This is a genomic window from Halopenitus salinus (genome assembly GCF_042662125.1).
Lineage (GTDB): Archaea > Halobacteriota > Halobacteria > Halobacteriales > Haloferacaceae > Halopenitus > Halopenitus salinus.
Genome location: NZ_JBHSXL010000009.1, coordinates 101,719 through 126,004, shown reverse-complemented (window position 1 = coordinate 126,004; position 24,286 = coordinate 101,719). Strand labels below are relative to the sequence as shown.

Annotated in this window: 23 protein-coding genes; 15 read left to right on the top strand and 8 right to left on the bottom strand. The window is 64.6% G+C overall.

Annotation, left to right across the window (positions count from 1 at the left end):
- The 3 genes from ACFQE9_RS10040 to ACFQE9_RS10030 form a co-directional block, all read left to right on the top strand.
- On the top strand, positions 1-476 hold a 476-nt coding region (locus ACFQE9_RS10040), incomplete at its 5' end, for a gluconate 2-dehydrogenase subunit 3 family protein (RefSeq protein WP_379744013.1).
- The gene (locus tag ACFQE9_RS10035; protein WP_379744011.1) at positions 473-2,131 is read left to right on the top strand and encodes a GMC family oxidoreductase; all 1,659 of its coding nucleotides are present in this window, start codon (positions 473-475) and stop codon (positions 2,129-2,131) included. The genes ACFQE9_RS10040 and ACFQE9_RS10035, both read left to right, overlap by 4 nt.
- 292 nt (positions 2,132-2,423) lie before the next feature.
- A complete protein-coding gene (locus ACFQE9_RS10030) occupies positions 2,424-3,077 on the top strand; it encodes a dolichyl-phosphate hexose transferase (protein WP_379745570.1) in 654 nt (217 codons plus the stop codon).
- Positions 3,078-3,129: 52 nt separating this feature from the next.
- On the opposite strand, the gene dgoD is transcribed toward ACFQE9_RS10030, so the two are convergent.
- On the bottom strand, positions 3,130-4,284 hold the full coding sequence (gene dgoD, locus ACFQE9_RS10025; RefSeq protein ID WP_379744009.1) for a galactonate dehydratase: 1,155 nt from the start codon (positions 4,282-4,284) through the stop codon (positions 3,130-3,132).
- Positions 4,285-4,397: 113 nt separating this feature from the next.
- On the opposite strand from dgoD, the gene ACFQE9_RS10020 reads away from it, so the two are divergent.
- The gene (locus tag ACFQE9_RS10020; protein WP_379744007.1) at positions 4,398-5,201 is read left to right on the top strand and encodes an aldo/keto reductase; all 804 of its coding nucleotides are present in this window, start codon (positions 4,398-4,400) and stop codon (positions 5,199-5,201) included.
- A gap of 25 nt (positions 5,202-5,226) precedes the next feature.
- On the opposite strand, the gene ACFQE9_RS10015 is transcribed toward ACFQE9_RS10020, so the two are convergent.
- The 3 genes from ACFQE9_RS10015 to ACFQE9_RS10005 are packed head-to-tail and all read right to left on the bottom strand — an operon-like array spanning position 5,227 to position 7,695.
- On the bottom strand, positions 5,227-5,847 hold the full coding sequence (locus ACFQE9_RS10015; RefSeq protein ID WP_379744005.1) for a hypothetical protein: 621 nt from the start codon (positions 5,845-5,847) through the stop codon (positions 5,227-5,229).
- Positions 5,844-6,632: a DsbA family protein gene (locus ACFQE9_RS10010; protein WP_379744003.1), complete on the bottom strand. Its 789-nt coding sequence runs from the start codon at positions 6,630-6,632 to the stop codon at positions 5,844-5,846. Before ACFQE9_RS10010 ends, ACFQE9_RS10015 begins: the two co-directional genes overlap by 4 nt.
- Positions 6,633-6,666: 34 nt before the next feature.
- The gene (locus tag ACFQE9_RS10005; RefSeq protein WP_379744001.1) at positions 6,667-7,695 is read right to left on the bottom strand and encodes an ABC transporter substrate-binding protein; all 1,029 of its coding nucleotides are present in this window, start codon (positions 7,693-7,695) and stop codon (positions 6,667-6,669) included.
- Positions 7,696-8,060: 365 nt separating this feature from the next.
- On the opposite strand from ACFQE9_RS10005, the gene dctP reads away from it, so the two are divergent.
- From dctP to ACFQE9_RS09985, 4 genes are all read left to right on the top strand, one after another.
- Positions 8,061-9,185, top strand: a complete 1,125-nt coding sequence (dctP, locus tag ACFQE9_RS10000; RefSeq protein WP_379743999.1) for a TRAP transporter substrate-binding protein DctP — start codon at positions 8,061-8,063, stop codon at positions 9,183-9,185.
- 52 nt (positions 9,186-9,237) lie between these two features.
- A complete protein-coding gene (locus ACFQE9_RS09995) occupies positions 9,238-9,672 on the top strand; it encodes a universal stress protein (protein ID WP_379743997.1) in 435 nt (144 codons plus the stop codon).
- Positions 9,673-9,747: 75 nt separating this feature from the next.
- Positions 9,748-10,326 (top strand): TRAP transporter small permease, encoded by a 579-nt coding sequence (locus ACFQE9_RS09990; protein ID WP_379743995.1) that lies wholly within the window; start codon positions 9,748-9,750, stop codon positions 10,324-10,326.
- Entirely contained in the window at positions 10,319-11,602 is a 1,284-nt protein-coding gene (locus ACFQE9_RS09985; RefSeq protein ID WP_379743993.1) for a TRAP transporter large permease, read from the top strand. The genes ACFQE9_RS09990 and ACFQE9_RS09985 overlap by 8 nt, the downstream gene beginning before the upstream one ends.
- Before the next feature lie 51 nt (positions 11,603-11,653).
- Here the strand turns inward: ACFQE9_RS09985 and ACFQE9_RS09980 are convergent, their stop codons facing one another.
- From ACFQE9_RS09980 to ACFQE9_RS09970, 3 genes are all read right to left on the bottom strand, one after another.
- The gene (locus tag ACFQE9_RS09980) at positions 11,654-12,820 is read right to left on the bottom strand and encodes an enolase C-terminal domain-like protein (protein WP_379743991.1); all 1,167 of its coding nucleotides are present in this window, start codon (positions 12,818-12,820) and stop codon (positions 11,654-11,656) included.
- A 530-nt stretch (positions 12,821-13,350) separates the two neighbouring features.
- Positions 13,351-14,433 (bottom strand): ADP-ribosylglycohydrolase family protein, encoded by a 1,083-nt coding sequence (locus ACFQE9_RS09975; RefSeq protein ID WP_379743989.1) that lies wholly within the window; start codon positions 14,431-14,433, stop codon positions 13,351-13,353.
- A gap of 187 nt (positions 14,434-14,620) precedes the next feature.
- Positions 14,621-15,412 (bottom strand): IclR family transcriptional regulator, encoded by a 792-nt coding sequence (locus ACFQE9_RS09970; RefSeq protein ID WP_379743987.1) that lies wholly within the window; start codon positions 15,410-15,412, stop codon positions 14,621-14,623.
- A 127-nt stretch (positions 15,413-15,539) separates the two neighbouring features.
- Between ACFQE9_RS09970 and ACFQE9_RS09965 the strand changes: the two genes are divergently transcribed.
- The 5 genes from ACFQE9_RS09965 to ACFQE9_RS09945 all read left to right on the top strand — a co-directional run bounded on the left by ACFQE9_RS09965 (position 15,540) and on the right by ACFQE9_RS09945 (position 19,826).
- Positions 15,540-15,965 carry a universal stress protein gene (locus tag ACFQE9_RS09965; protein WP_379743985.1) on the top strand — a complete coding sequence of 142 codons (426 nt, stop codon included), beginning with the start codon at positions 15,540-15,542 and terminating at the stop codon, positions 15,963-15,965.
- Positions 15,966-16,076: 111 nt separating this feature from the next.
- The gene (locus ACFQE9_RS09960; RefSeq protein ID WP_379743983.1) at positions 16,077-16,577 is read left to right on the top strand and encodes a gamma carbonic anhydrase family protein; all 501 of its coding nucleotides are present in this window, start codon (positions 16,077-16,079) and stop codon (positions 16,575-16,577) included.
- 217 nt (positions 16,578-16,794) lie between these two features.
- Complete coding sequence (locus ACFQE9_RS09955) at positions 16,795-17,928, top strand: Bug family tripartite tricarboxylate transporter substrate binding protein (RefSeq protein ID WP_379743981.1); 1,134 nt, start codon at positions 16,795-16,797, stop codon at positions 17,926-17,928.
- Positions 17,929-18,078: 150 nt separating this feature from the next.
- Entirely contained in the window at positions 18,079-18,864 is a 786-nt protein-coding gene (locus tag ACFQE9_RS09950) for an enoyl-CoA hydratase/isomerase family protein (RefSeq protein ID WP_379743979.1), read from the top strand.
- 170 nt (positions 18,865-19,034) lie between these two features.
- A complete protein-coding gene (locus ACFQE9_RS09945) occupies positions 19,035-19,826 on the top strand; it encodes an enoyl-CoA hydratase/isomerase family protein (RefSeq protein ID WP_379743977.1) in 792 nt (263 codons plus the stop codon).
- Between the two features lie 24 nt (positions 19,827-19,850).
- Here ACFQE9_RS09945 and ACFQE9_RS09940 read toward each other — a convergent pair whose 3' ends face one another.
- Entirely contained in the window at positions 19,851-21,047 is a 1,197-nt protein-coding gene (locus ACFQE9_RS09940) for a CaiB/BaiF CoA transferase family protein (RefSeq protein ID WP_379743975.1), read from the bottom strand.
- Between the two features lie 232 nt (positions 21,048-21,279).
- On the opposite strand from ACFQE9_RS09940, the gene ACFQE9_RS09935 reads away from it, so the two are divergent.
- Together ACFQE9_RS09935 and ACFQE9_RS09930 are read left to right on the top strand one after the other, a co-directional pair.
- The gene (locus ACFQE9_RS09935; protein WP_379743974.1) at positions 21,280-22,476 is read left to right on the top strand and encodes a CaiB/BaiF CoA transferase family protein; all 1,197 of its coding nucleotides are present in this window, start codon (positions 21,280-21,282) and stop codon (positions 22,474-22,476) included.
- Positions 22,477-22,710: 234 nt separating this feature from the next.
- The gene (locus tag ACFQE9_RS09930) at positions 22,711-24,237 is read left to right on the top strand and encodes a tripartite tricarboxylate transporter permease (RefSeq protein ID WP_379743972.1); all 1,527 of its coding nucleotides are present in this window, start codon (positions 22,711-22,713) and stop codon (positions 24,235-24,237) included.
- Positions 24,238-24,286: the final 49 nt, after the last annotated feature.

Sequence of the window (24,286 nt, the reverse complement as noted above, 5' to 3'; positions counted from 1 at the left end):
GCGATCGCGACGGAAGTGGGCACGACGAAACCGATCGCGACGGAAGCGACCGGCTTTCCGACGCCGAACTCGTCGACGCCTTCGTCGCCGTCGCCGAGATCGTCTATCCCTCGGAGGTCTCCGGGATCGAGGAGTTCGTCGGATCGTTCCTCGACGGACGACTCGATCGCGAGGACCACGCGGAATCGCTTCGGACCGTCGCCGGCGAGCTCGACCGGCGCGCCGAGGAGTGGCACGGCGATCGGATCGTCGCCCTCTCGACCGCCGACCGCGACCGGCTGCTTCGGGAGGTCGGCGCCCACACCGCCGAGGAGGCGCCCGACGGGACGTTCGCCGAGCGGGTTCGGTACTACGTCGTCAACGAGCTACTGCTCGCCCTCTACGCCTCGCCGACCGGCGGGAAGCTCGTCGGGATCGAGAACCCGCAGGGACATCCTGGGGGACACGACACCTACACGCGGGGACCAACGCGATGAGCGGACCCGAAGGCTCGGACCGAGCGCCCGTCGACCAAGCGGCAGTCGACCAAGCGGCCGTCGATCGAACGCCGATCCCGGACGCCGACGTCTGTATCGTCGGAGCCGGTCCCGCCGGCGGCATCGTCGGCGAGCGTCTCGCCGCGAGCGGCCACGGGGTCGCGATTTTGGATGCGGGGCCCAGGTTCGACCCGAGCGACCGCCTGAAACGCCAGGAGCGGGCGATCCGGCCGGCCTACGATCGCCCCGACGTGTGGGACGTCGGCGGCGCGCGCGACGCCCACGAGAACGCCGGCGATCGGTTCTATCCGCTGAACCACGCCCGCGTGAAGGGGATCGGCGGGTCGACCCTCCACTGGCAGGGGATGGTGATGCGCCTCCACGAGGACGACTTCAACTCCGGTACGGTCCGCGGCGTCGGTCCCGACTGGCCGATCGACTACGCGGATCTCCGGCCCTACTACGCGGAGGCCGAACGCGAACTGGGCGTCGCGGGAGCCTCCGACAACCCCTACGCGCCGCCCCGCGAGGAGCCACACCCGATGCCCGCCTTCGAGCCCTCCTACAGCGACTCCCTCTTCGCCGAGGCCTGCGAGTCGCTCGGGATCGACATGCACTCGGTACCGAACGCGCGCAACTCCGAGCCGTACGAGGGGCGGTCGCCCTGCGTCGGGTACGGCACCTGCCAGCCCGTGTGTCCGAGCGGCGCGAAGTACGACGCGACGGTCCACGTCGACCGCGCGGAGGAGCACGGCGCGACCGTGATCGACCGCGCGTCGGTTCAGCGGCTCGAGCACGACGACGAGGATCGCGTGACCGCCGCGGTCTACGCGACGCCGGATGGGGAGGAGCACCGACAGGAGGCCGACGCGTTCGTCGTCGCCGCCGGGGGCGTGGAGACGCCGCGTCTCCTCCTTTTGTCCGCCTCGGACCGCTACCCGGACGGACTCGCCAACGCCAGCGGTCACGTCGGCGAGTTCTTCATGGATCACCTGTTCGCGGGCGCGGGCGGGACGCTCGAGGAGCCGACCCGACAGAACCACGTCGGCTTCTACACGAGCGGCTGCGACCAGTTCTACGACGAGGCCGACGAGTCGCAGGCGCCGTTCAAACTGGAGTTCTTCAACTACGCCGGCCCCTCCCCCGTCGAGATGGCGCTCTCGGGCGACGACTGGGGCGACCCCCTCCTGGAGCAGCTGCGGGACGGGTACGGCAACCACGTCGCGATGGGCGGGCTCGTCGAGCAGCGACCCCGGTCCGACAGCCGCGTGACGCTCGCCGACGACCGCACGGACGACCACGGTAACCCGGTCCCGCAGATCGAATGGACCGTCGACGACCGGGCGCTCGAGACGATCGAGCGGGCCAACGAGATCCAGGTCGAGATCCTGGAGGAACTCGGCGCCGACGTCGGGTGGGTCGCGGGTCCGGACGCGACCGGTCCCGCCTACCACCACATGGGCACGACGCGGATGAGCGACGACCCGGAGGACGGCGTCGTCGACCCCGACTGCCGGACCCACGACCTGGCGAACTGCTGGATCGCCTCCAGCTCCGTCTTCCCCACGGGCGGGGCGATGAACCCCACGCTCACCATCGCCGCGCTCGCGCTCCGCGTCGCCGACGACGTCGACGCCCGGCTCTCGGGTTCGTGACACGATATCACGCCGCTGTTTTAGGCAAACCTAAAAACTCAAGTGCGTGCGACCTGAGGTGTAGGTAATGAGCGATTCAGCACACACGGCGAGCGGGACTGCGAGCACGATCGAGACGGATACGACCGACAACGACGCGGAGCCGACATCCGACGACGCCGAAGGGACGCCGGACGTCGAAGGGACGCCGGACGGTGCGGAGCGGGCGACCGCGGCGGGCACCGATCTCGACGCCGCGGCCGCCTCGGGCGGCGTCGACGACGAGTACACCTTCGAGGACCTCAGCGTCGTCATGGGCACCTACAACGAGGAGGAGGCGATCGAAACGGTGCTCGAGGACGTCGAGCGCGTCACCGACGGGAAGGCGGAGGTCGTCTGTGTCGACGGCTCCTCGGACCGCACGCCGGAGATCGCCCGCGAGCACGGCGCGCGCGTCATCGAACAGGAGCCCCAGGGCTACGGCATCGCGGTTCGCGAGGCGATCCTCGCGCCCGACCGCCCGGTGGTCGTCACGACCGACTGCGACGACACCTACCCGATGGAGCGGCTTCCCGAGTTCCTCGAGGCGATCAACGAGGGGTACGACGTCGTGAGCGGCGATCGGCTCTATCACGGCGCCGACGCGATGCCGGCGTTCAACCGGTTCGGAAACCACGCGTTCGCCGCGATCGCGAGCCTCCTCATGGGAACGCGCGTTCACGACACCACGAACGGCATGCGCGCGTACCGCCGCGACGTCGTGGAGTCGATCGACTGGACCGAGAACACGGGCCTCTCCGCGGAACTCCTCATCCGCCCGCTGATGCGCGGCTTCGACGTCCGGGAGGTTCCGATCCCCTACGGCGAGCGCGCCGGCGAGACGAAGCTCGACCCCATCGAGGGCGGCGCCGCCATCGCGAAGTCCATCGTCACCGTCTGTCTCGAGGAGCGGCTTCGGGCGCTTTGAGGAATCCTCCTCGGTCCGCGCTCGGGGGTGTTTCGAGACGGCTCCCGCCGGCTCACCACTCGGCTACGCTGCCGTCGTCGTGGCGCCAGACGGGACCGTGCCAGTCGACGTCCTCCTCGGCCTGCTCGCGGACGAACGCCTCGTCGATGTCGATCCCGAGGCCCGGCCCCTCCGGAATGTCGACGTAGCCGTCCTCGTAGTCGAAGACGTCCGGGTCCGCCAGGTAGTCGACCACGTCGGAGGTCTCGTTGTAGTGGATGTTCATGCTCTGTTCTTGAATGAGCGCGTTCGGCGAGCAGGCGTCGACCTGGATGCAGGAGGCGAGCGCGATCGGCCCGAGCGGGCAGTGGGGCGCGATCGCGACGTCGTAGGCCTCCGCCATGCTCGCGATCTTCTTCACCTCCGTGATGCCGCCGGCGTGCGACAGATCCGGCTGGATCACGTCGACGGAGCCGTCCTCGAAGACCTCCTTGAAGTCCCACCGCGAGAACATCCGCTCGCCGGTCGCGATCGGGATCGTCGTGTGGGCCGCGACGTCGCCGAGCTCGTCGTTGTGCTCGGGGAGGACGGGCTCCTCGATGAACATCGGTTCGTGGGGCTCGAGCGCCGCCGCGAGCCGCTTCGCCATCGGCTTGCTCACCCGACCGTGGAAGTCGACGCCGACGTCCACCTCCTCGCCGACAGCCTCGCGGACCTCCTTCAGCCGCTCGACCGCCTGACGCACGGTCGCGGGATCGTCGACGCGCTCGAGCTCCTCGGTCGCGTTCATCTTCAACGCCGTGAACCCCGCGTCGACCCGCTTTCTCGCCTCCTCGGCCACCGCCGAGGGCCGGTCGCCGCCGATCCACTGGTAGACCCGGATCCGGTCGCGGGCCCTGCCGCCGAGCAGCTCGTGGACCGGCGCGTCGAACCGCTTGCCCTTGAGGTCCCAGAGCGCCTGATCGATGCCGGCGATGGCGGACATCAACACCGGGCCGCCGCGGTAGAACCCGCCGCGGTACATCGTCTGCCAGTGGTCCTCGATCGGGGCGGCGGGCTCGCCGAGGACGTGGGTCTCCATCAGGTCCTCGACCGCGGCCTTCACCGTGTGCGATCGCCCCTCGACGACGGGTTCGCCCCAGCCGACGAGACCGTCCGCGGTCTCGATCCGCAAGAACAGCCAGCGCGGCGGCACCTCGAAGAGCTCGTAGTCGACGATCTCGCTCATGTCTCGCGCGCCGATTCGACACCTCCACGGATAGCTCTTTGGACGCGACGCGATCGACCGACTGCGTGGCCTCGATCCAAAGAGATATCCCCCCGGTCCCGGATGATCGCCCCATGAGCCTGCCCGACATCGGGATCGGAACCTGGCAGAACGCGGAACCGGACGTCTGCGCCGAGAGCGTTCGAACGGCCCTGGAGATGGGGTATCGACACGTCGACACCGCACAGGCGTACGGCAACGAGGCGGCGGTCGGCGAGGGGATCGCCGCCGCCGACGTTCCCCGCGAGGAGATCACGCTCGCGACCAAGATCCACCCCGAGGAGACCGGCGTCGCCTACGAGGAGGTCATCGAGGCCACGAAGGAGAGCCTGGACCGCCTCGACGTCGACGTCATCGATCTCCTGTACGTCCACTGGCCGATCGGCAACTACGCGGCCTCGGAGACGCTTCCGGCCTTCGACGAGCTGGTCGACCGTGGCTGGATCGACCACGTCGGGGTTAGCAACTTCGACGTGCCTCTCCTCGATGAGGCCCGCGACCGCCTCGAATCGGGCCTCTTCGCCCACCAGGTCGAGATGCACCCGCTTCTCCCGCAGGACGACCTCCTCGAGCACGCACAGACGCACGGCTACGACCTCGTGGCTTACTCCCCGCTCGCGCGCGGTCGCGTTCTCGATCTCCCTCCGATCGAGTCGATCGCAGAGAAACACGGCGTCAGCGGGGCGCAGGTCTCGCTCGCGTGGCTCCTCTCGAAGGACCGCGTCCGCGTCATTCCGAAGGCGACGAGCGAGGCGCACATCCGCGACAACCTCGCCGCGCTCGACCTCGAGCTCGACCCCGAGGACGTGGCGGCGATCGACGCGATCGATCGAACCGAGCGCTTCGTCGAGCGCGCGGGCGCTCCCTGGCTGGCCTGAGTCGGTTCACGATCCTTCCGAGGGACTACCGTCCGGATTCCACCGCACACGCACCCCCGATCCCGCGCGTGAGCCAGAAGACCGAGCAGGCGAGCAGCAGCACCGACCCCCACAGAACGCCCGTCCCGCCGAACGGGAGTACCGCCGCGGGGACCGCGAGTCCCGAGCCGGCGAGTCCCGCGGCGATCGCGGGACCGCAGGCCGCACACCCGCCGCCGAGGACGCTCGCGAGGACGCCGACGCTCGTCGTCGCGCCCGCGCGTCCGCCCTCGGCCGCCGAGCCCGTCAGCCGAACCCTGAACGTCGCCACCGCCGCGACGATCCCGGTCAACGTCGCGACGAGGAGCCGTCCCGCGTCCACGACCGGCGCGGCCGTCTCCACCCCCGGCAGCAGCATGAAGAACACCCGAGTCCGCGTGGCGAGCGGGAGGTCGCCGCCGAGGAGATACCCCACGAGGTCCGGGTTCTCGAGCGCGGCGGACGCGGCCGTGATCGTACTCGCGACCACCACGGCGACGGCGAGGTACCCCGGACGCGACAGGACCCTGCGGACGGTTCGAGCCGTCTCCGCGACGTCCGCTCGCGACGTGGGAAGCGGCGGGCGGGACGGGAGCGCGAGCCGCGACCGTCGATCGTCGGCGGTCACAGCCCCAGTGCCCCCTCGAAGACGCCGTACGGTTGGTTGCCGAGGACGGTCGTAACGTGCTCGCCGTCCCGAAAGAGCACGAACGCGGGCACGCCCGTGAAGTCGGTCTCCTTGCCCGCCCGCTCGTCGCGCTCGAGCCGTTCCCGAACCGTCTCGTCCTCGTCGTCGATCGCCGCCAGCACGCGGTCCACGCGCGCGTCGGTCGAGACTTCGCCATCCACGAGCGCCTCCTCGGTCCGGTCGCGCACGGTGTCCTCGGAGATGGACGCCCGCTCGTCGTAGTACCACGCCTTGAGTCGCCAGAACCCTTCGGGATCGGCGAGCTGGACGGCCCAGAGCGCGCGGGCGGCGGGCCGGCCCCACGGCTCGACGCCCGGTAGCGCCCGCCAGACGTAGCTCACTCGCCCGGGATCGATCGCGTTCTCTCGCAGCTTCGGGAAGGTCGAGGATGCGAACGCGGCACACGTGCTACAGGAGGGATCGCCGAACTCGACGATCGTCGCCTCGGCCGTTCCCGGCTCGGGGCCGAGCGTCGGCGAGCCCTCGATGGCGTTCGTGGCCGGGTGCGTCTCGACGGACTCGGATCCGCCGGTTCCGGTTCCGCTCCCGTCGCCTTTCACCCCACCTCGGTCCAGACAGCCGGCGAGCACCCCGGCTCCGAGCGAGCCGATCGTCGCCACTGCCGCGCGACGCGACCGGGAATCGACGTCGATCGGTAGGGGATCGACGTCGGTCGATGACGTGTCCCGGTGACGGTCAGTTACCGGATCGTGCGCGTCGGTCATGGCTCGTGTGTCCGTGTGGTCCTCGTGAATTTCCTCATTCCGCCCCGTCGATCCCGACCGTCTCGGCCGCCTCGAGGTAGGCCTCTCGCGCGTCGGTCTCGAGCATGCGGTGGGGACGGAGCGGCCACTCCTCGGGGGTCCACATGGCGTCGGTGCCGGTCTTGAACTCGAGGCCCCAGTCGATGAACTCGAGGGCCGTGTAGGGGTTCGAGGCGTCCTTGGGGATCGCGAGCGTGTTCTGTCCGTAGAGGACGCCCTCGTTGGGTTCGGCCATGACGATCGGGGTGCCGTCCTGCGAGCAGAGACACATTCGGGGGTTGGGGAGGACGGCGGCCTTGATGCTCGCATCGCGGAACGCGCGCCAGCAGTCGTTCCAGTCGGTCCAGTAGGTTCCGACGAGCGAGCGCTGGGTCTCGAGTGCCTCCCGGATCGCGTCGACGTCGTCGGGGTCGTTCGGGTCCTGGCCGGTGTAGAGCGCGGCGACCTGTCCGGCGAGTATCGGGTCGGCCGGCATCCCGATCCGTCCGGTGAGCGACTCGTCCCACAGCAGGCTCCACGAGGAGGGCTCTTCGAGTTCCTCGCGGTGGTAGGCGAGCGCGTAGCTCATCGGCGTCTGTGGGACGCCGTAACAGCCGTCCTCGCGCACGTACAGTGATTCGTCGTGCGTCTGCAGTTCGTTCCGTGGCGGCCAGAACGGGACGACCTCGGGATCGAAGGACGCGAGGAGGTCGTTCTCGACGGCCCGTTCGAACTGCCTCGTGGGAAGGGTGACGACGTCCGGCGTCTCGCCGTCGACGAGACGTCGGTACTGGTCGCGGGCCGGGACGGTCTCGCTGTCGATCGCCTCGAGGTCGGCGTCGAACTGGAACGCCTCGGCCTGCGATCGCCAGTAGTGTTGCCACGACCAGTAACTGAGCCGGCCGGACGACTCGGACGGCGGCCACTCCTCGAGGTCCGCCGGTCGACGATCGCCTCGAACGCCGCGGGTCGCGACGTATGCGCCCCCGAGGAGCGCGCCGCCGCCGCCGAACGCCTTGAGGAATCCCCGTCGTGATCGCTCCATGCCGTTCCCTCATCGCGTACGGCCATATGCGTTGTGATGACACGACCCTCAATGCACCGATCGTCCGCCGATCCGCGGGACTCGAACGTCATTCTTTTCAACGGGTGTTCCCGTTTTGCGAATGAAGCCCTCCGATCGTCGCCGTCGTTCCGGATCCGTTCGCCACCCACTCATTAATGATCCGTATTCGTCAATTTAGTTATTATCTCGGAATTTTGTTATATGTATTTATAATTATTATCTAGATATTCAACGTTCTTTCATGCGTTTTACTTCTCCAATTCGAGCAATGAGCGTCGTTTGATAACTTTTATTATAGTCCTCTCCAATCGACGAATGCGATGACTCAAAACAGACGTTCATTCATGAGGAAAGCCTCCGCGCTCGGGATCACGGCCGGCGTCGCCTCCACGGCGGGCTGTAGCTCCCTGACCGGCAGCGGTGGCAACGGAAACGGCGGCAACGGCGGCAACGGCGGCAACGGGAACGGCGGGAGTTCCCAGAACGCGAACGATCTGGCGATGCCCGAGATGACGGTGACTCTCGGCCACTCCGGTCCCGAGGACATCCAGCAGCACCAGCACCGCGCCGCGACGACGTTCAAGAACTACGTCGAACAGCAGACGAACGGCAACTTCACGGTCGAGATCTCGCCCGGTGGCGCCCTCGGCAGCCTCCGTGAGATGATCGAGCAGAACCAGTCCGGCTCGCTCGAGCTCGTCGGCTCGACGGCGGAGGGACACATCGCGCCGTTCTACCCCAACATCAACGTGTACGCGCTTCCGTACGCGTTCCGCAACGTCGAGGTCGCGAACTACGTCTTCGACAAGGGCTTCGGCGACACGCTCTGGGAGGACTTCCGCGACCAGACCGGCCTGCGCATGCTGACGTGGTACGACAACGGCGGCTTCCGCTCGTTCGGCATCGCTGGCTCGGAGATCCGCTCGCTCAGCGACATGGAGGGGCTCGACATCCGGACGATGCAGATCGAGGCCCACCAGGAGCTCGTTCGCCAGCTCGGCGCCAACCCGACCCCGATCGACTGGAACGAGCTCTACCAGGCGATCGACCAGGGCGTCGTCGCCGGCCAGGAGAACTCCATCCCGACCGTCATCTCGGGCGACCTCCACGAAGTGCTCGACTTCATCATCCTGGACCGACACGTCTTCACGATGAACTTCATCCACGCCAACGAGTCGTGGTTCCAGGACCTGCCCGAGCACTACCAGCAGATCGTGCTCACCGCCGGCCGCCTCGCCTCCCAGGACGCTCGGATGATCAACCGCATCCAGCGCCAGCGCGGCGTCCAGACCGTCGAGGACGCGGGCGTCACCGTCTTCGATCCGCCCCAGGACCTCATCACCGAGTTCCAGGAGGCGACCCAGGAGCCCGTCGGCCAGATCGTCCGCGAGCAGATGGACGACCCCGGGCTCGTCGACGAGATGACCGACGCGATCGAGCAGGCGGAACAGGAACTCGGCTACCAGTAAGCCGGTAGCGGGTCGCCTCGCCTCACAACCGTTTTCCACTCATCATCGTAGCATGTACCACATACTCATTCCAGTTCGAAAGGACGAGACGCGCACGCGGCGACAGGTGAACGCCGTCTCCGACCTCCCGGTTCGATCCGAGGAGGTGTCGGTGACCGTCCTGTACGTCTTCGAGGAGATCGACTCCGACCTCGGCGGAACGCTCTCCCTTCAGGAGTACGACGACGTCCCCGAGACCGTCACCTGGGCGCGCGACGCGCTCGAGGACGAAGGATTCGACGTCGACGCACTCGTCGCGGAGGGACACCCTGACGACGCCATCGTCTCCCTCGCATCCGATCGGGACGTCGACCAGATCGTCTTGGGCGGCAGAAAGCGGTCGCCGACCGGCAAGGCGATCTTCGGGAGCACGGTCCAGTCCGTCATTCTGGACGCCGACGTCCCCGTCACGGTCGTTCCGGAAGCGGGATCGGAGGAGGATCGATGACCGCGTCGCCGTCGGTTTCCCGACGCGTCCCGGATCAACCACGGACCATTCGTCCGTCAGTCGTTCAATCGAACCATGCCACGAATTAACGTCGACAAGAACAGCTCGCTCTATCAGGTGGCGAGCACGTACCACGGCGTCATGGACGAGGTCGACACCAGGATTCGACAGCTGTGTCTCGTGTTTCTCTCGCTGCTCGTCTGCGTGGTCATGTTGAACGTGGTCATGCGATACGTGTTCAGCGAGTCGCTTCTGTGGGCCAACGAGGTGTCGCGATACCTGATGATCTGGTTCGCGCTCTTGATCACCGCGTCGCTCGTCAACACCGACGACCACCTCCACGTCGGGCTGTTCTACGACCGGTTCTCCCCGTCGACCCGGTACGGGATCCAGATCGCCATCGCCGCTCTCTACACGGTTCTCGGGCTGATCTGGGTGTTCTTCGGCGCACAGTACGCCTTCGATGCCGGCTTTCGGTCGACGATGCCGGCGTTGGGGTTCCAGATGGTGTGGGTCTACTCGGTCGTTCCGATAAGCGGCGCGCTCGTCGCGCTGTTCTCGCTGTCGCGAGTGCTCAGACTCGCCATCCTCGAGCGGGAGTCGAACGCCATGATCTACGAGGCGTCCGATCGACGGGAGGTCTCCGATGATTGAGCTCGTTCCCCTCCTCATCGTCCTGCTCGCGCTCATCTTCTTGCGCGTGGACATCGCGTTCGCGATCGCAACGGTGTCGTACCTCTGGTTGTACATCGCCGGCGAGTCGATGACGACCGGGGTGACCCGGATCTTCAGCGGGCTCAACTCGTTCGTCCTGTTGGCCATCCCCTTCTTCCTGCTCGCCGGGGAGCTGATGAACCGATCGGGGATCACGAACCGCATCGTGAACTTCGCCAACTACACGATCGGCCGGATCCGCGGCGGGCTCGCGCAGGCGAACGTTCTCGCGAGCCTCTTTTTCGCCGGGATCACGGGCGCCGCGGTCGCCGACGTGGCGGCCCTCGGCTCGGTGTTCATTCCCGCGATGGGCGAGGAGGGGTACGACGACGCCTTCAGCTCCGCGATCACGGCGGCCTCCTCGATCATCGGTCCGATCATCCCGCCGAGCATCATCATCGTCATCTACGGCTCGGTGACGGGCAACTCGATCGGCGGCCTCTTCGCCGCCGCCGTGATCCCGGGTATCCTGCTCGGCGGCGCGCTCATGGTGATCACGGGGATCCTCTCGATCCAGTACGACTTCCCGAGCCACACGCCCGAGATGACGCGCTCGGAGCTTCCCTCGATGCTGTTCGACTCCCTCGTGGCGTTGACGATGCCCGCGATCATCCTCGGCGGCATCCTCGGCGGCGTCTTCACGCCGACAGAGGCCGCCGCGGTGGCGTGTGTCTACGCGCTGTTGATCGGCGGCGGCTTCTACCGCTCGCTCACGGGCAACAAGATCGTCGAGTCGCTTCGGGTCACCCTCGAGCGCTCGACGCAGCTCTACGCCATCATCGGGTTCGCGTCCATCCTCTCGTGGATGCTCGCGATCCAGGGAATCACCCGCCAGCTGGGTAACACGCTCGTCGAGATGGGCCTCAGCCCCGTCGGCTTCATGCTGGTCGTCGGCCTCGTCCTCCTGTTCGTCGGGACGTGGCTCGAGATCGGCGCCGCGGCCATCATCCTGGCCCCGACGCTCGCGACGATCGCGGAGACGCTCGGCATTCCCGCCTACCAGTTCGGCATCATGTTCATCGTGACGCTGAACTTCGGGCTCATCACGCCGCCGCTCGGCATCTGTCTGTTCGCGGCGTCCAGCGTCTCCGAGGTCCCAGTCTGGGAGATCAGCAAGAAGATCCTCCCGTTCTACGCCGCCGACCTCGCGGTCCTGTTGGCGATCGTCTACTTCCCGCAGCTAACCCTCATGCTCCCGCGGCTCACGGGAGTGTAGGGTCGGTCACCCCGTTTTCGTTCGATCGACGTTTTCGCGCCGCGGCGCGTCCTACTCGTAGACATGGACGCTGCCGGTGGCGTTGTCCTCGATGAACTCCCAGTCGTACTCGACGCCGAGGCCGGGGCCGTCCGGCACGGGCACCGTCCCGTCCTCGTCGATCGTCTCGAGGTGATCGTCGTAGTCGCCCTTGTAGACGGGCGGGATGGGGTTGTCGACGTCGGGATGGACGAGGGCGAGTTCGTAGTAGTTGGCGTTACGAATGGCCGCCAAGCACTGGCGTTGTGCGGGGCCGGGGGCGTGAAGCTCGACGTCGAGGCCGAAGCCTTCCGCGGCGTTGGCGATCTTCATCGCGCCCGTGATCCCGGCGTCGTACTCGGGGTCCGCGCGCACGAAGTCGGTCGCGCCGTTCGCGATGAAGTCCACGTGTGGTTCGAGGCCACGGACGTGCTCGGTCTGGAGGATCGGCGTGTCGATCTTCTCCATCAGCTTCCCGTGGCCGTGCTGGGAGAGTCCCGCGTCCTTGTAGGGGTCCTCGTACCAGTAGAAGTCCTGTTCGTCACACGCCTTGCCGACCTCGAGCGTGTCCCCCCACGTCTCGAGGTGGCAGGCGGGATCGAGCATGAGGTCCATCTCGTCGCCGACGCGCTCGCCCACCGCGTGGACCGTCTCGACCATCCGATCGACGGATCGCAGCTCGTCGGCCCACACGTGGATCTTGAAGCCGCCGTAGCCCATCTCGAGACAGTCCTCGGCGAAGTCCGCGTAGGCCTCCGGGGAATCGAGCCCGCCGGCGTCGTCGCCCGCGTAGGTGGAGGCGTAGGCGGGGAGGCGCTCGCGGTAGGTGCCGAGCAGCTCGTGGATGGGGGCGTCGTAGTACTTGCCCGCGAAGTCCCACAGCGCGATGTCGATCGGCCCGATCCCCATCCGGTCGTACTTCCGCAGCGCGCGCTTGATCTCCGACCAGTGACGCTCGCGCTTGAGCGGGTTCTTCCCGATCAGGTAGTCCGCGAACATGTTGATCTGGGCCGCGCCGGGTGAGTTGGCTCCGACGTACTCGCCCGTGATCCCCACGTCCGTGTGGACCTCGAACGCGAACAGCTTGCGCCAGCTCGTCGTCCCCGGTTCGTAGACCGGATCGAAGCCGTGGCCGGAATAGCCCATGTCCTCGATCGGAAACTCGAACTCCGTCGTCTCGATCCTCGTGATCGTTGGCATCTTCGAGCGTCGAGTCGGGGTCGACCACCATAAATCATGGCGAGGTCTGAATGTTCCTTATATTTCGGGGTGATAGTTACTCTAATATTATATTTCTTGTATTTGTGATCATTCATACTCTGGATTTAACTCCGGCATTACTCACGATACAGAGAGTAGCGCTCTTCAAATCCAGTAACGCATGTAACGACCATGCTTTGCTACTCCGATCTGCCCCGACATAACATATTGATGTTGTTACATATACTATATGTAATATTATATATCAATAAAACTATATCTAGACATGAAACCAGATCTGGTAAAGGTGTCCCATGTGCTCCAGATCGTTCGCTTCGGGGAGTGAATTCGGGTTTTCGACCGGCGACGTACTCCTCTAATCGGTGGTTGACCGGCACACCGAGCACTTCTGAGCTTCATTAGGTCGTGTTTATGATCCGGATCGGATCTGGATGGATGCTATGTCGGGGTTCGAATCCTGGCGGTCGAAGATGTACTCCCACCAGGGTATTACAAACCTAAGTTTGTAATTACTCCAGTACCTCCGAGAGCATTCGGGCCCGTTCCTCGGCCCGGTCGCGCTCCCGTTCCAGTACGCCCACTAGTCGATCCGCCATGGATCGAAAGTCCGCATCGGGATCGTCCTCGAGTTCCGCGAAGAACTCCCGGTTTGCGGTCTCACATTTGCTCTTCCAGTCGCTTCGGATCTCGTCTGCCCCGTGTAGTGCCCCCGCAATGCTTCCCGCGATCGTCGCAACGGCGTCGCTATCGCGACCGTAGTTCACTCCCTCGATGATCGACCGGTTGACCTCGCCGTCACAGATCCGCAACATCGCCACCGCGACGGGGACGACCTCCAACGTATTCGCACTGAAGACCTCCCCTTCGTGGTACTTTTCGCGATCCCAGCGCGACGGGAGCCACCTCCAGTCGAGAAATTCGTCGTACAGCCGTTCGATCAGGTCCTCCGGCGTGTCGCTCTCCTCGGCGAGCCCGATGGCGATGTCCATCGCCCGATCCATCTTTCCGGTCGCGTGTTCGGTCATGGTCGCCAACACCGTGTCGATCGTCGCACCCCGCGTGATGGCCTCCGCGACGCCTGCCGCGACCGTCGCCGTTCCATGTCGATCCGGCCCATCCTGTAGTACCGAGGCCAGGACGAACCCGTCCTGATACGCCTGCGTCGGAGCTCCGAGGTTTACGATCCCGACGGGGGTGATCGCGGAGGTCATCTTGTTGTCGGGTATGGAACCGGTTCCGGAGCTCCATGGGTCCATGCCTGCGCTCAGTTTGTTTACGATGATTTCCTCGTTGATCCATACCCGGTCGGGATTGAGTCGATCACAGAACACCTGACCGAACTCCTCGGGCGTAACTCGGCTTCCGTTCTCGACGATCGCCAAACTCAGGATCTGTCTCAACGTGGTGTCGCTGGTCACCGCTCCCGCATGGGTGTTCGCGTACGGCATGTCGTACTGCTTGAAATCCTGTAGGGTCCCGTACTCCTCTTCGATGCGTTCGTATGTCCATCCTTCGACCGGGGCGCCGAGCGCGTCCCCGATCGCGCCCCCGATGAGGCAGCCGTACACGTCGTCTGCGATCTCGGTTGTCATACCCGACCGAACGCCCCGATACCACATAGCTTCTTAGATTATCCGTTTTACATGTCCTCGAACCGTGGTACTGCTGTCGAATGGGGAACTCCTCGAGACGGGGAAGAACCGTCGAAAGCGCCACATCGTCCTCGACAAACGACCCAGCCGTTCTATATCGTCGATCAGATCCGCGTTGTGGCCCCGTTCAATCGCTCAGTCTGTCGCTCGTGAGCCTGGCGGCACGCTGGACGAGCTTTCGGGGTTCGTCCGAGAACCGCTTCGCCTTGGTATGTCTGTAGGGATCATCGATCCGATCCGTGTGGTCGGTGATCCCGATCGCACCGATGATGGTCCGTTCCTTTTCCCCCAGGATCGGCGCTGCGAGGGTGGTTATTCCGGGCACGAACTCGTCGGAACTGTAGGCGAACCGGTGTTCTCGAACGGTGCTCAACTGTTCCTCCAGCGCGTCACGGCTCGTCGGGGTCCGTTCGGTATGTGACCGCAGATCGTGGGCTGTGATCCACTCGTCGGCCGTTTCCTCGGAAAGGTACGCGAGGATCGCCTGTCCGTAGGCCGTGGCGTGGAGATCGAATCCGGTACCGACCTCGGTGGACCATTCCTCGAGTTCGGCATGTCCCGACGAGTACAGCCAGACCCCCTCGCCGGCTTCCATGACTGCAACCTGCGCGATCCGTCCGGTGTCCGCGGCCAGATCGTCGGCCACCTGTTCGACCATCCCGCCGAGTCGGTGTTGTCGAACGGCCATGTTTCCGAGGTGTGCGATCCGCAATCCGAGCCGAAATCCGTCGCCGTCGTGGACCACGTATCGGTTCTGTTGGAGGGTCTGAAGGTGATAGTGCGTCGTACTTCTGGAGTATTCGATCTCCGAGGCGATCTGCGACGTCGTGGGGCGGTCCTCGCGCGCGATCATTTCTATGATGTCGAACGCAGTCTTCGTCGATTTGATCGTCTTCCCATCTGTGTTGAACGGTGCCATACCTGATGAGTCGAACACGGCACAATTATGTCTTGCTGTTCTACGCTGTAGACGATCGTATTCGCTCACCGGGCGCCACGTTCACCGATCCGGTGTTTTTATATCCTATCCCCGAAACCTTCTGTCCATGATCGTCGTCGCCGCAGTCGATCGATCCGAACAAGCCAGCGAAGTGGTCACCGAGGGCGAGTTCCTCGCTACCGCCCTCGACGTTCCGCTTCACGTCGTACACGTGCTGAGTAACTCGAAGTTCCGGAAGATGGAACAGACGAGCTACGAGGAGACTGGACAGCCCGCCCCCATGGACGAGGTGAAGCAATTCGCGTCCCAACACGCCGCCGACGTCGCAACGGACGTCGCGGACGAGTACACACCGGTCGGATTGGTCGGGGAGGCCTCCCAGATGGTGACCGAGTATGCCGAGCGAAACGATGCCCGGTACGTCGTCGTCGGCGGCCGAAAACGCTCCCCGACCGGGAAGGCGTTGTTCGGCAGCGTCGCGCAGTCGATCCTGCTCAACGCCGATTGTCCGGTCGTCTCCACCATTCGGTAGCGGCGATCGTCTCCACCGTCCGGTAGCGGTTCGAGTTCCCGTTCGGCGTCTCACCACGCGAAGGTGCCGCCACCGATCATTATAAGTAATACTGTGGTGTGGGTCTCTATCATGAACCGATCAATCCGCGGGAGCACCCCGGAAATCGATGATTCGGCGTTCGTTTCGGAGATGTCCTACGTCGTCGGCGACGTCACCGTCGAGGAGAACGCGAGCGTGTGGCCGTTCGTTTGCCTCAGGGGCGACGGCGGCGAGGTCACGATAGGCGAGGACAGCAACGTCCAGGAGTTCTCCATGATCCACGGGTCCGACATCGGCGATCGCGTCACCGTTGGACACGGGGTCGTCATCGACTATTCGGACATCGGCGACGACTCGCTCATCGGCATCTCGAGCGTGGTGCTCGAGGGCGCCACCGTGGAATCCAACAGCATCGTCGCCGCCGGAAGCGTCGTCCGACACGACCAGATCATCCCGGAGGGCCACGTCGCCTACGGGATTCCCGCTGAGACGCGCCCGATCACGGACGAACAACGCGAGGAGATCCGTCGCATTCAGGAGCACTACGTCGAGCTGGGCGCGGAGTACCGCGATCAGGGTACGATGCAGTAGCGCCGGAAAACAAGCAGTGGCACCCGGCGAAAGCAGTAGCACCCGACGAACAGCGATCGCCCGCGTGCAGTTATCGAACTGCGATCGAGAGTCCGTCGAACCGCGATCGAGAGTCGCTGACAGTGTCCCCGTTCCTGGGAACGTCTATTGGTTTTGAACGTGACATCTCACGCACGAACAACAAATTATAAATAATGGCATTTCTATGTGTTCTCACATGGCAGACAAGCCATCACACGACACGTCGAGCACGAGGCGTCGCTACCTCAAACACGCCGGAATCCTGAGTGCCGTCGGTCTCTCCGGCCTCAGCGGTTGCAGCGGGAACGGCGGGAACGGCGGGAACGGCGGAAACGGTGGGAACGGCGGGAACGGCGGAAACGGCGGAAACGGCGGGAACGGCGGAAACGGCGGAAACGGCGGGAATGGCGGGAACGGCGGAAACGACGGCTGGCAGCCCGAACAGAACGTTCGGCTCGTCGTCCCGTGGGGAGCCGGTGGCGGTACCGACACCGCCGTGCGACAGGTCGCCCAGCCGGCGGCGGAGATCCTCAGTGACCGCGGAATAGACGTCGAACTCAACGTCGAGAACATCACGGGCGCCGGCGGAATGAACGGCGCCCAGGCGGTCATGGATCAACCGGCCGATGGCCACACGATCTTCGCGGACACGAACGTCCTGGCGCCGAACATCGCCGATGGAACGGCGAACTTCACCCTCGACGACTGGGGGGGCATCGCCCGGATGCAGTACGACACCAGCTGGATCTGGACGAGCGGCGTCGAGGACACCTACGACGACATCTACGAACTCGTCGACAGCGCACCGGAGAACGGGATCCAGTTCGGCGTCACCGGCGGCCTCGACAGTGCGGTGTTTCCGATCCAGTTCGCCCAGGAGGCGGACATCCTCGAGCACATGGAGATCGTCGCCTACGACGATGCCGGCCAGATGGAAAACGACATCATCACCGGCGAGATCGACTGCGGCTACGCCGAGCTCGTCGAGATCGAGCCCATCGTCGAGGAGGGCGAGGCCCAGCTCCTCTTCGTCGGCATCGAGGACGAAGTCGAGGGGTACGAGGACGTCCCCAACGTCGAGGACACGGGATGGGACGCTCAGTTCGGCGTCCAGCGAGCCCTCGTCGTCCAGGACGGGACTCCTCAGGAGGCGATCGACTTCTGGTCCGATATCGTCCAGGAAGCGATGGAGACCGACGCCTACCGGGAGTTCGAGTCGGCGAACTACCTCGACCTTCGGGAGGGGTACCTCTCCGGACCCGAGCACATGGAGAATCTCGCTGACATGGTCGACCTCTTCGAGGAGGCGCTGGAAGCCTACGACCCATAATCGCGCGTCCGCCCGTTTCGTTTCCGCGCCGCACCGTCGAACGCCGATCCGAACGACCGGGTGAGGGACATGCCGACGTTCGACGGACCGTTCTTTCGCCGCCGTTCCGCATACACAATCATTATGTACTCCTAGTCGGATACTCGTCGCATGGTAAGTTACGATGCCTACGAGAGCATTACCGTAGACGTCGCCGACGGAGTCGCCACGATCGAGTTCCACCGGCCCGAGGTGTACAACGCGTTGAGCACCGAGGTGTACCTGGACCTGAGTCGTGCCCTCTCGGAGATACAGCTGAACCGGGACATCGACGTCGTGGTTCTCACCGGCGAGGGCGAGGACGCCTTCTCGAGCGGCGCGGACATCGAACAGTACGCGGGCCCGGCCGAGGAACACGACCCGAGAGAGAAGGACCGCCAGCGGATGGCATTCGAGGAGGTGTACAAACGCATCTACGAGATCCATCCGGTGACGATCGCGAAGATCAACGGCTACTGTGTGGGCGGCGGGCTGGTTCTCGCGAGCTTCTGTGACCTCCGCGTCGCCGTCGACGACGCGAAGTTCGGCGTCCCGACGACCGACATCGGACAGATCCCGGGGGGCGGTTCCACTTACCGGATGGTTCAGCTCGTGGGCGAGCCCAAGACGAAGGAGATCGTCTACACCGCGGGGCTGATAGACGCCGCGGAGGCACACGACATCGGCCTCGTGAATCGCGTCGTCCCGCGTGAGGACCTCGACGACGAGGTCGACGGTATCGTCGACGCGATTCAGGACACGGGACGGGGAGCCGTGAAGGCCTCCAAGCAGGCGATCAACCACAGTGCCAACGCTCCCGACCTCGAGACGGCCCACGAGCACGAATCCGAGATCTGGTGGGAGCAGTTCGCCACCGAGGAGCGACGTCGACTCGTCGACGAGTTCAACGAGGGATAGCCACGGGTTTTTCGAGAATAGCGGCCGACGATTTCGAGGCTCGCCGTCGAGAATCGGCGTCTCCCGCTTTGAACCCGGTTTTTTTTTTCGAGCGACCGATCCGGATCCGGCGGATGGGTGTCCTTCGATCTACACAAATTTAATATATGAGGGAGTTGTCCCCACAACGGATGGCAGGTCAGATTCGCACTGACGTCGACGAGCGAGTTGCAACGATCACGATCGACAATACGGACAAGCGAAACGCGTTGAGCCCCCCGCTTCTGGCGGACATCATCGCCGCCGTCGAGGAACTCGAGGAGCGTGGTGACGTCCGCTGTCTCGTTCTCACGGGCGCCGGAGAGAAGGCGTTCAGCTCCGGATTCGACATCTCCTATCATCAGCGAAATTACGGCGATGGCCCCGAGGTCGAAGCCGAGGAAGCCGAGTTCGAGGAGATGATCGAGGCGATCAAACACTTCGAGTATCCCGTTATCGCCCGCATCAACGGCGGTACCTTCGGCGGGTCGATGAATCTCATCGCCTCCTGTGACCTCCGTATTGCGGTCGATGACGCCCAGTTCGGTATCACACCCGCCAAACTCGGCATGATATACGGCGCCGGGGAGATCGGCGAGATAATGGCGCACATCGGGCCCGGCGACATCAAGGAGTTCCTCTACACCGCGGAGTTCGTGGACGCGGATCGGGCGTACGACATGGGACTGCTCAACGACGTCGTCCCCCGCGAGGATCTCGACGAACGGACCTACGGGATGGCCGAATCGATCGCGAGCAACGCGCCGCTTTCGCTCAGCGGGATGAAGCGGATCATCCGTGCCATCATGGACAAGGACGGTCTCACCCCAACGGAGGAACGGTGGTCGAAGGAACTCGAGGAGCAGGCCAAGGAGAGCCGCGATCACGAGGAGGGCGTCGAGGCGTTCATGAACGACAGAGAACCCGAGTTCGAGGGAAGATAGGCGGACCGATTCGCGTTCGAATACCTAGACGTCGCCGGCGATCGCGTCCTTTTCGACCAGCGTTTCGAGTTCGTCGTCCGAGAGGCCGAGCTTCTCCCGCAGGACCTCGCCCGTGTGCTCGCCGAGCAGCGGCGGGCCGGACCGAACGCTTCCCGGCGTCTCCGAGAGGTGGAACGGGTGGCCCTGCATCGTCACCTCGCCGATGTTCTCGTCCTCGTACTCGAAGACGTAGCCGCGATCGCGTGCCTGTGGGTGTTCGACCACGTCCGAGACTTGGTTCAGCGGTCCGTTTGGACACCCGAGTTCGTCGAGGATCCCGCGCCACTCCTCGGTCGTCCGTTCGCGCAGCTTCGGCCGGAGGACCTCCATGATCTCGTCGTAGTGTTCCTGCCGCTGTTGCTGTGAGTCGTACTCGGCGAGGTCGGGAGCGTCGAGGACGTCCGTCGCGAACTCCTGCCAGCGCCGGCTCGGAACGTGGATCACCATCTGCCCGTCGGCCGTATCGAACAGCTCGTAGGGAACGCCCGTCTGGTGGCGCGTCCCGAGCGGCCCCGGATCGTCGCCCGTCATGCCGTACATCGTGAGGTACTCCTCCATGAACGAGACGATCGTCCCGAACAGGCTGGTTTCGACCTTCTGGCCCTCCCCGGTTCGTTCGCGGTGGTTCAACGCGGAGAGGATCCCGACCGTCGTGAACAGTCCGGCGCCGATGTCGCCGATCGCCTGTCCGACCTTGACGACGTCGCCATCCTCGGTCCCCGTCACGCTCATCAGCCCGCCTTCGGCCTGCATCACGAGGTCGACGCCCTTGCGGTCCTTGTACGGGCCCTTCTCGCCGTACCCCTTGATCGACCCATAGATCAGCCCCGGATTCACCTCCTCTTGGAGGTAGTCGTACCCGAGGCCGAGCCGTTCGAGGACTCCGAGGCTGAAGTTCTCGACGACGACGTCGGCGTCCGCGATGAGGTCCTCGACGAGCTGTCGCCCCTCGTCGGTCTTCATGTCGATCGTGACGCTCTTTTTGTTTCGGTTACGGGGGATGAAGCTGACTCCCATCCCCTCCTGTTCCGGGAAGCTGTGCCGTTCGGCGTCGCCGACTCCCGGCCGCTCGACCTTGATCACCTCGGCGCCCAGTTCGCCGAGGAGGTTCGTACACCACGGTCCGGCACGGAACCGTGAGAAATCGATAACCGTAATGTGCTCTAGTGATCCCTGCGTCATGCGTGTACTTATCTCAAGTCATCATATATAAATTATTCTTATCTTGGGGTAGACACGTTCGGTCCCGTCAGACGGTCCGCCGCCGCGGAGGGGTGGTCCGTCCGCCGCCGATGAGGATCCGTTCATCCTGGGTGCGAACGCCGGCCGTTCCCTCCGGGATCGTCTTCGTCGAGTCGCAACCGAACCCGTGCACAACCTTTATGTATACTTGCTGTCGCCGTGTAGATACGCCATGAGTGAGACGATCTTCGAGGACATCGTCGTACTGGATCTGACGACGTTCGTTACCGGTGGATTCTGCTCGTTGATGCTTGCCAACCAGGGGGCTGAGGTGATCAAGGTCGAACGGCCGGGAGTCGGCGACGACAATCGACACTCCGGACCGCCGTTCATTGACGGGGAATCCCCCTACTTCTGGACGGTCAACTACGACAAAAAGAGCATCGAGATCGACCTCACGACGGAGGAGGGGACCGAGGTGCTCTACGATCTCGCGGCGGAGGCGGACGTCTTCATTCAGAACTTTCGGCCCGGCACCGCGGAGAAACTCGACGTCGACTACGAGTCGATCCGCCGGCAGAACGACGACGTCGTCTACTGTGCGATTTCGGCGTTCGGACAGACCGGGCCGTGGCGGGAACGTCCGGGCTATGACCTCCTGATCCAGGGCATGAGCGGGATCATGCACGTGACCGGCGAACAGGACCGCCAGCCCGTCAAGGTCGGGCTCCCGCAGACGGACCTCATCACCGCGATGTGGGCCGCCTTCGGCATCTCGAGCAGTCTCTATCGACGCGAACGGACCGGCGAGGGCGAATACATCGATCTCGGCATGCTGGACGCGGCTATCCCCTGGCTGACGAAACAGGCCGGCAAGGTGTTCGCGGGCGAATCCACCGGTCGAATGGGGACGCGAGACCCGGTCCTCTCACCGTATCAGACCTACGAGACCGCCGACGGATACATCAACGTCGCCTGTCTCAACACGAAGCTCTGGACCCTGTTCTGTGAGGCGATCGACCGCCCCGAACTCCTCGAGGACGATCGGTTCGAGACCAACGCGGACCGGGTGTCCCACATGGACGAGCTCGAGGCGGAAATCGAGCGGTCGATGGTCGAACGAACGACGGACGAGTGGATGGACCTGCTCGTCGAGGAGGCGGGGATCCCCGCCGGACCCGTCAACTCCGTCGAGGAGGCGCTGTACAACGAACAGGTCGAGGCTCGCGGGGTCCTTACCGAGCTCGAACACGAAACACACGGCGACGTCCCGGTCATCGAGCATCCGTTGAACTTCGAGAACGCCGACAACGGGTTCGAGAACCCGGCACCCGATCTGGGTGAACACACGGACGAGGTGCTCCGGGCGGCGGGCTATTCCTCCTCGGAGATCGAGTCGCTTCGGGAGGCCGGGGCGTTCGGATCCTGACACGTGGCGAGCGGCTCGTCGGGCGTCCCCCGTGACGTCCGTCGGTTCGCCACCACAACAATTAAATAATACCTGTCCTACATAGACCTACGTGATGTTACAACCTCACACGTGGGTATCGCGGGCCCCGGACCGACATGCAGCACCGTTCGTCCGGGCGTACACGCCACAACGGTACGGTCGGGCAATTCCGAGGTTCGCCCCCGATCGGCTCACCGGACCCACACACGGATCATGGTAGTCGAACAGCTGCTCGGCGGGTTCGCGAACATCTTCACCCCGTTCAACATGGCCATCTTCCTCATCGGGTTGTTCTTGGGGATGATGAGCGGGTCGATCCCGGGCCTCAACGGGACGATGACCGTCGTGTTGCTCATCCCGCTCACCTACGGGATGGGCCCGATCACGGCGATCATGTTGCTCTCGGTCATTTACGTTGGTGCCGTCTATGCCGGGTCGATTAGCGCCATCATGTTCCGCGTCCCCGGCGCTCCGGAGGCGATCATGACGACCCTGGACGGCTATCCCATGAACCAGCAGGGACGAATGGGCGAGGCCATCCGCGTCGCGGTCTTCAGCTCCGCGGTCGGCGGTATCGTCGGCGTCATCATTCTCATCCTGTTCTCGCCGACGCTCGCCTCCTGGTCGCGAACCCTCTCGGATCCCGAGTACTTCGCCGTCGTCATCCTGGGTCTCGCCCTGGTCTCGACGATCGGCGCCGGCAACGTCACGAAGGCGGTGATCACGATGATGTTGGGCGTGCTCGCCGCCACGATCGGACTCGACGCGCTGGCGGGGACGCCGCGGTTCACCTTCGGCATCCAGCGGCTCACTAGCGGCGTGGAGCTGATCCCGGTGATTCTCGGCGTCTTCGCCGTCGCAGAGGTACTCAAACAGATCAAAAGCGGCGGACAGATGATCGGCGATGCGGACGACGATGCGGGGTCCTCGATCGGATCGCTGCGACCGCCGTTACACTACTTCAAGCGCTTTCGGCGGATCCTGTCGGTCAACTCCATCGCGGGAACGCTGATCGGCATTCTCCCCGGAGCCGGCGCGACGACCGGCGCGCTGTTCGGGTACACCTTCGGCCAGCGGATCGTACCCCAGGACATCCGCGAACGGTTCGGCACCGGCGTGCCGGAGGGCGTGGCGGCGCCCGAGACCGCCAACAACGCCGCGGCGAGCGGGGCGTTCGTGCCCCTCTTCGCGCTCGGGATCCCCGGGAGCGGAACCACCGCGGTCATTCTGGCGGCGTTCATTCTCCACGGACTCACTCCCGGCCCTTCGTTTATCGCCGACAACCAGTCGCTCGTGTGGACGATCTTCGCCGCGCTGTTGTTGGCGAACGTCATGATCCTCTTCATGAACGGCCCGATCGTCAAACTCTTCACCAAGATCCGCAACGTCCCACAGGAGATCCTCTTCGGGCTGATCCTCGTCTTCTCCATCATCGGGGCGTTCGCCACGCGGAACATTCTCTTCGATCTCTGGGTCATGTTCGCTTTCGGCATCGCCGGCTTCTACCTGGACCGCTACAACTACCCGATCGCCCCCTTCGTCATCGGACTCGTGTTGGGCCCGATCGCGGAGTCCAGTCTCCGCAGAGGACTGGTAAAGGCCAGCGGGGAGTTCGTCGTATTCCTCCAGCGGCCGATCTCGGCGGTGCTTCTCGTCGTCGCCGTGCTCCTGTTCACGATCCCGCTGTTACAGGATACCGCGGTCGGTCGCCGATTCCTCACTCTCGGAGGTGATCGGTGATGTCCGATTCGGCCCCCGAGACGTCGCCGTTCGACGGGGACGACGAGTA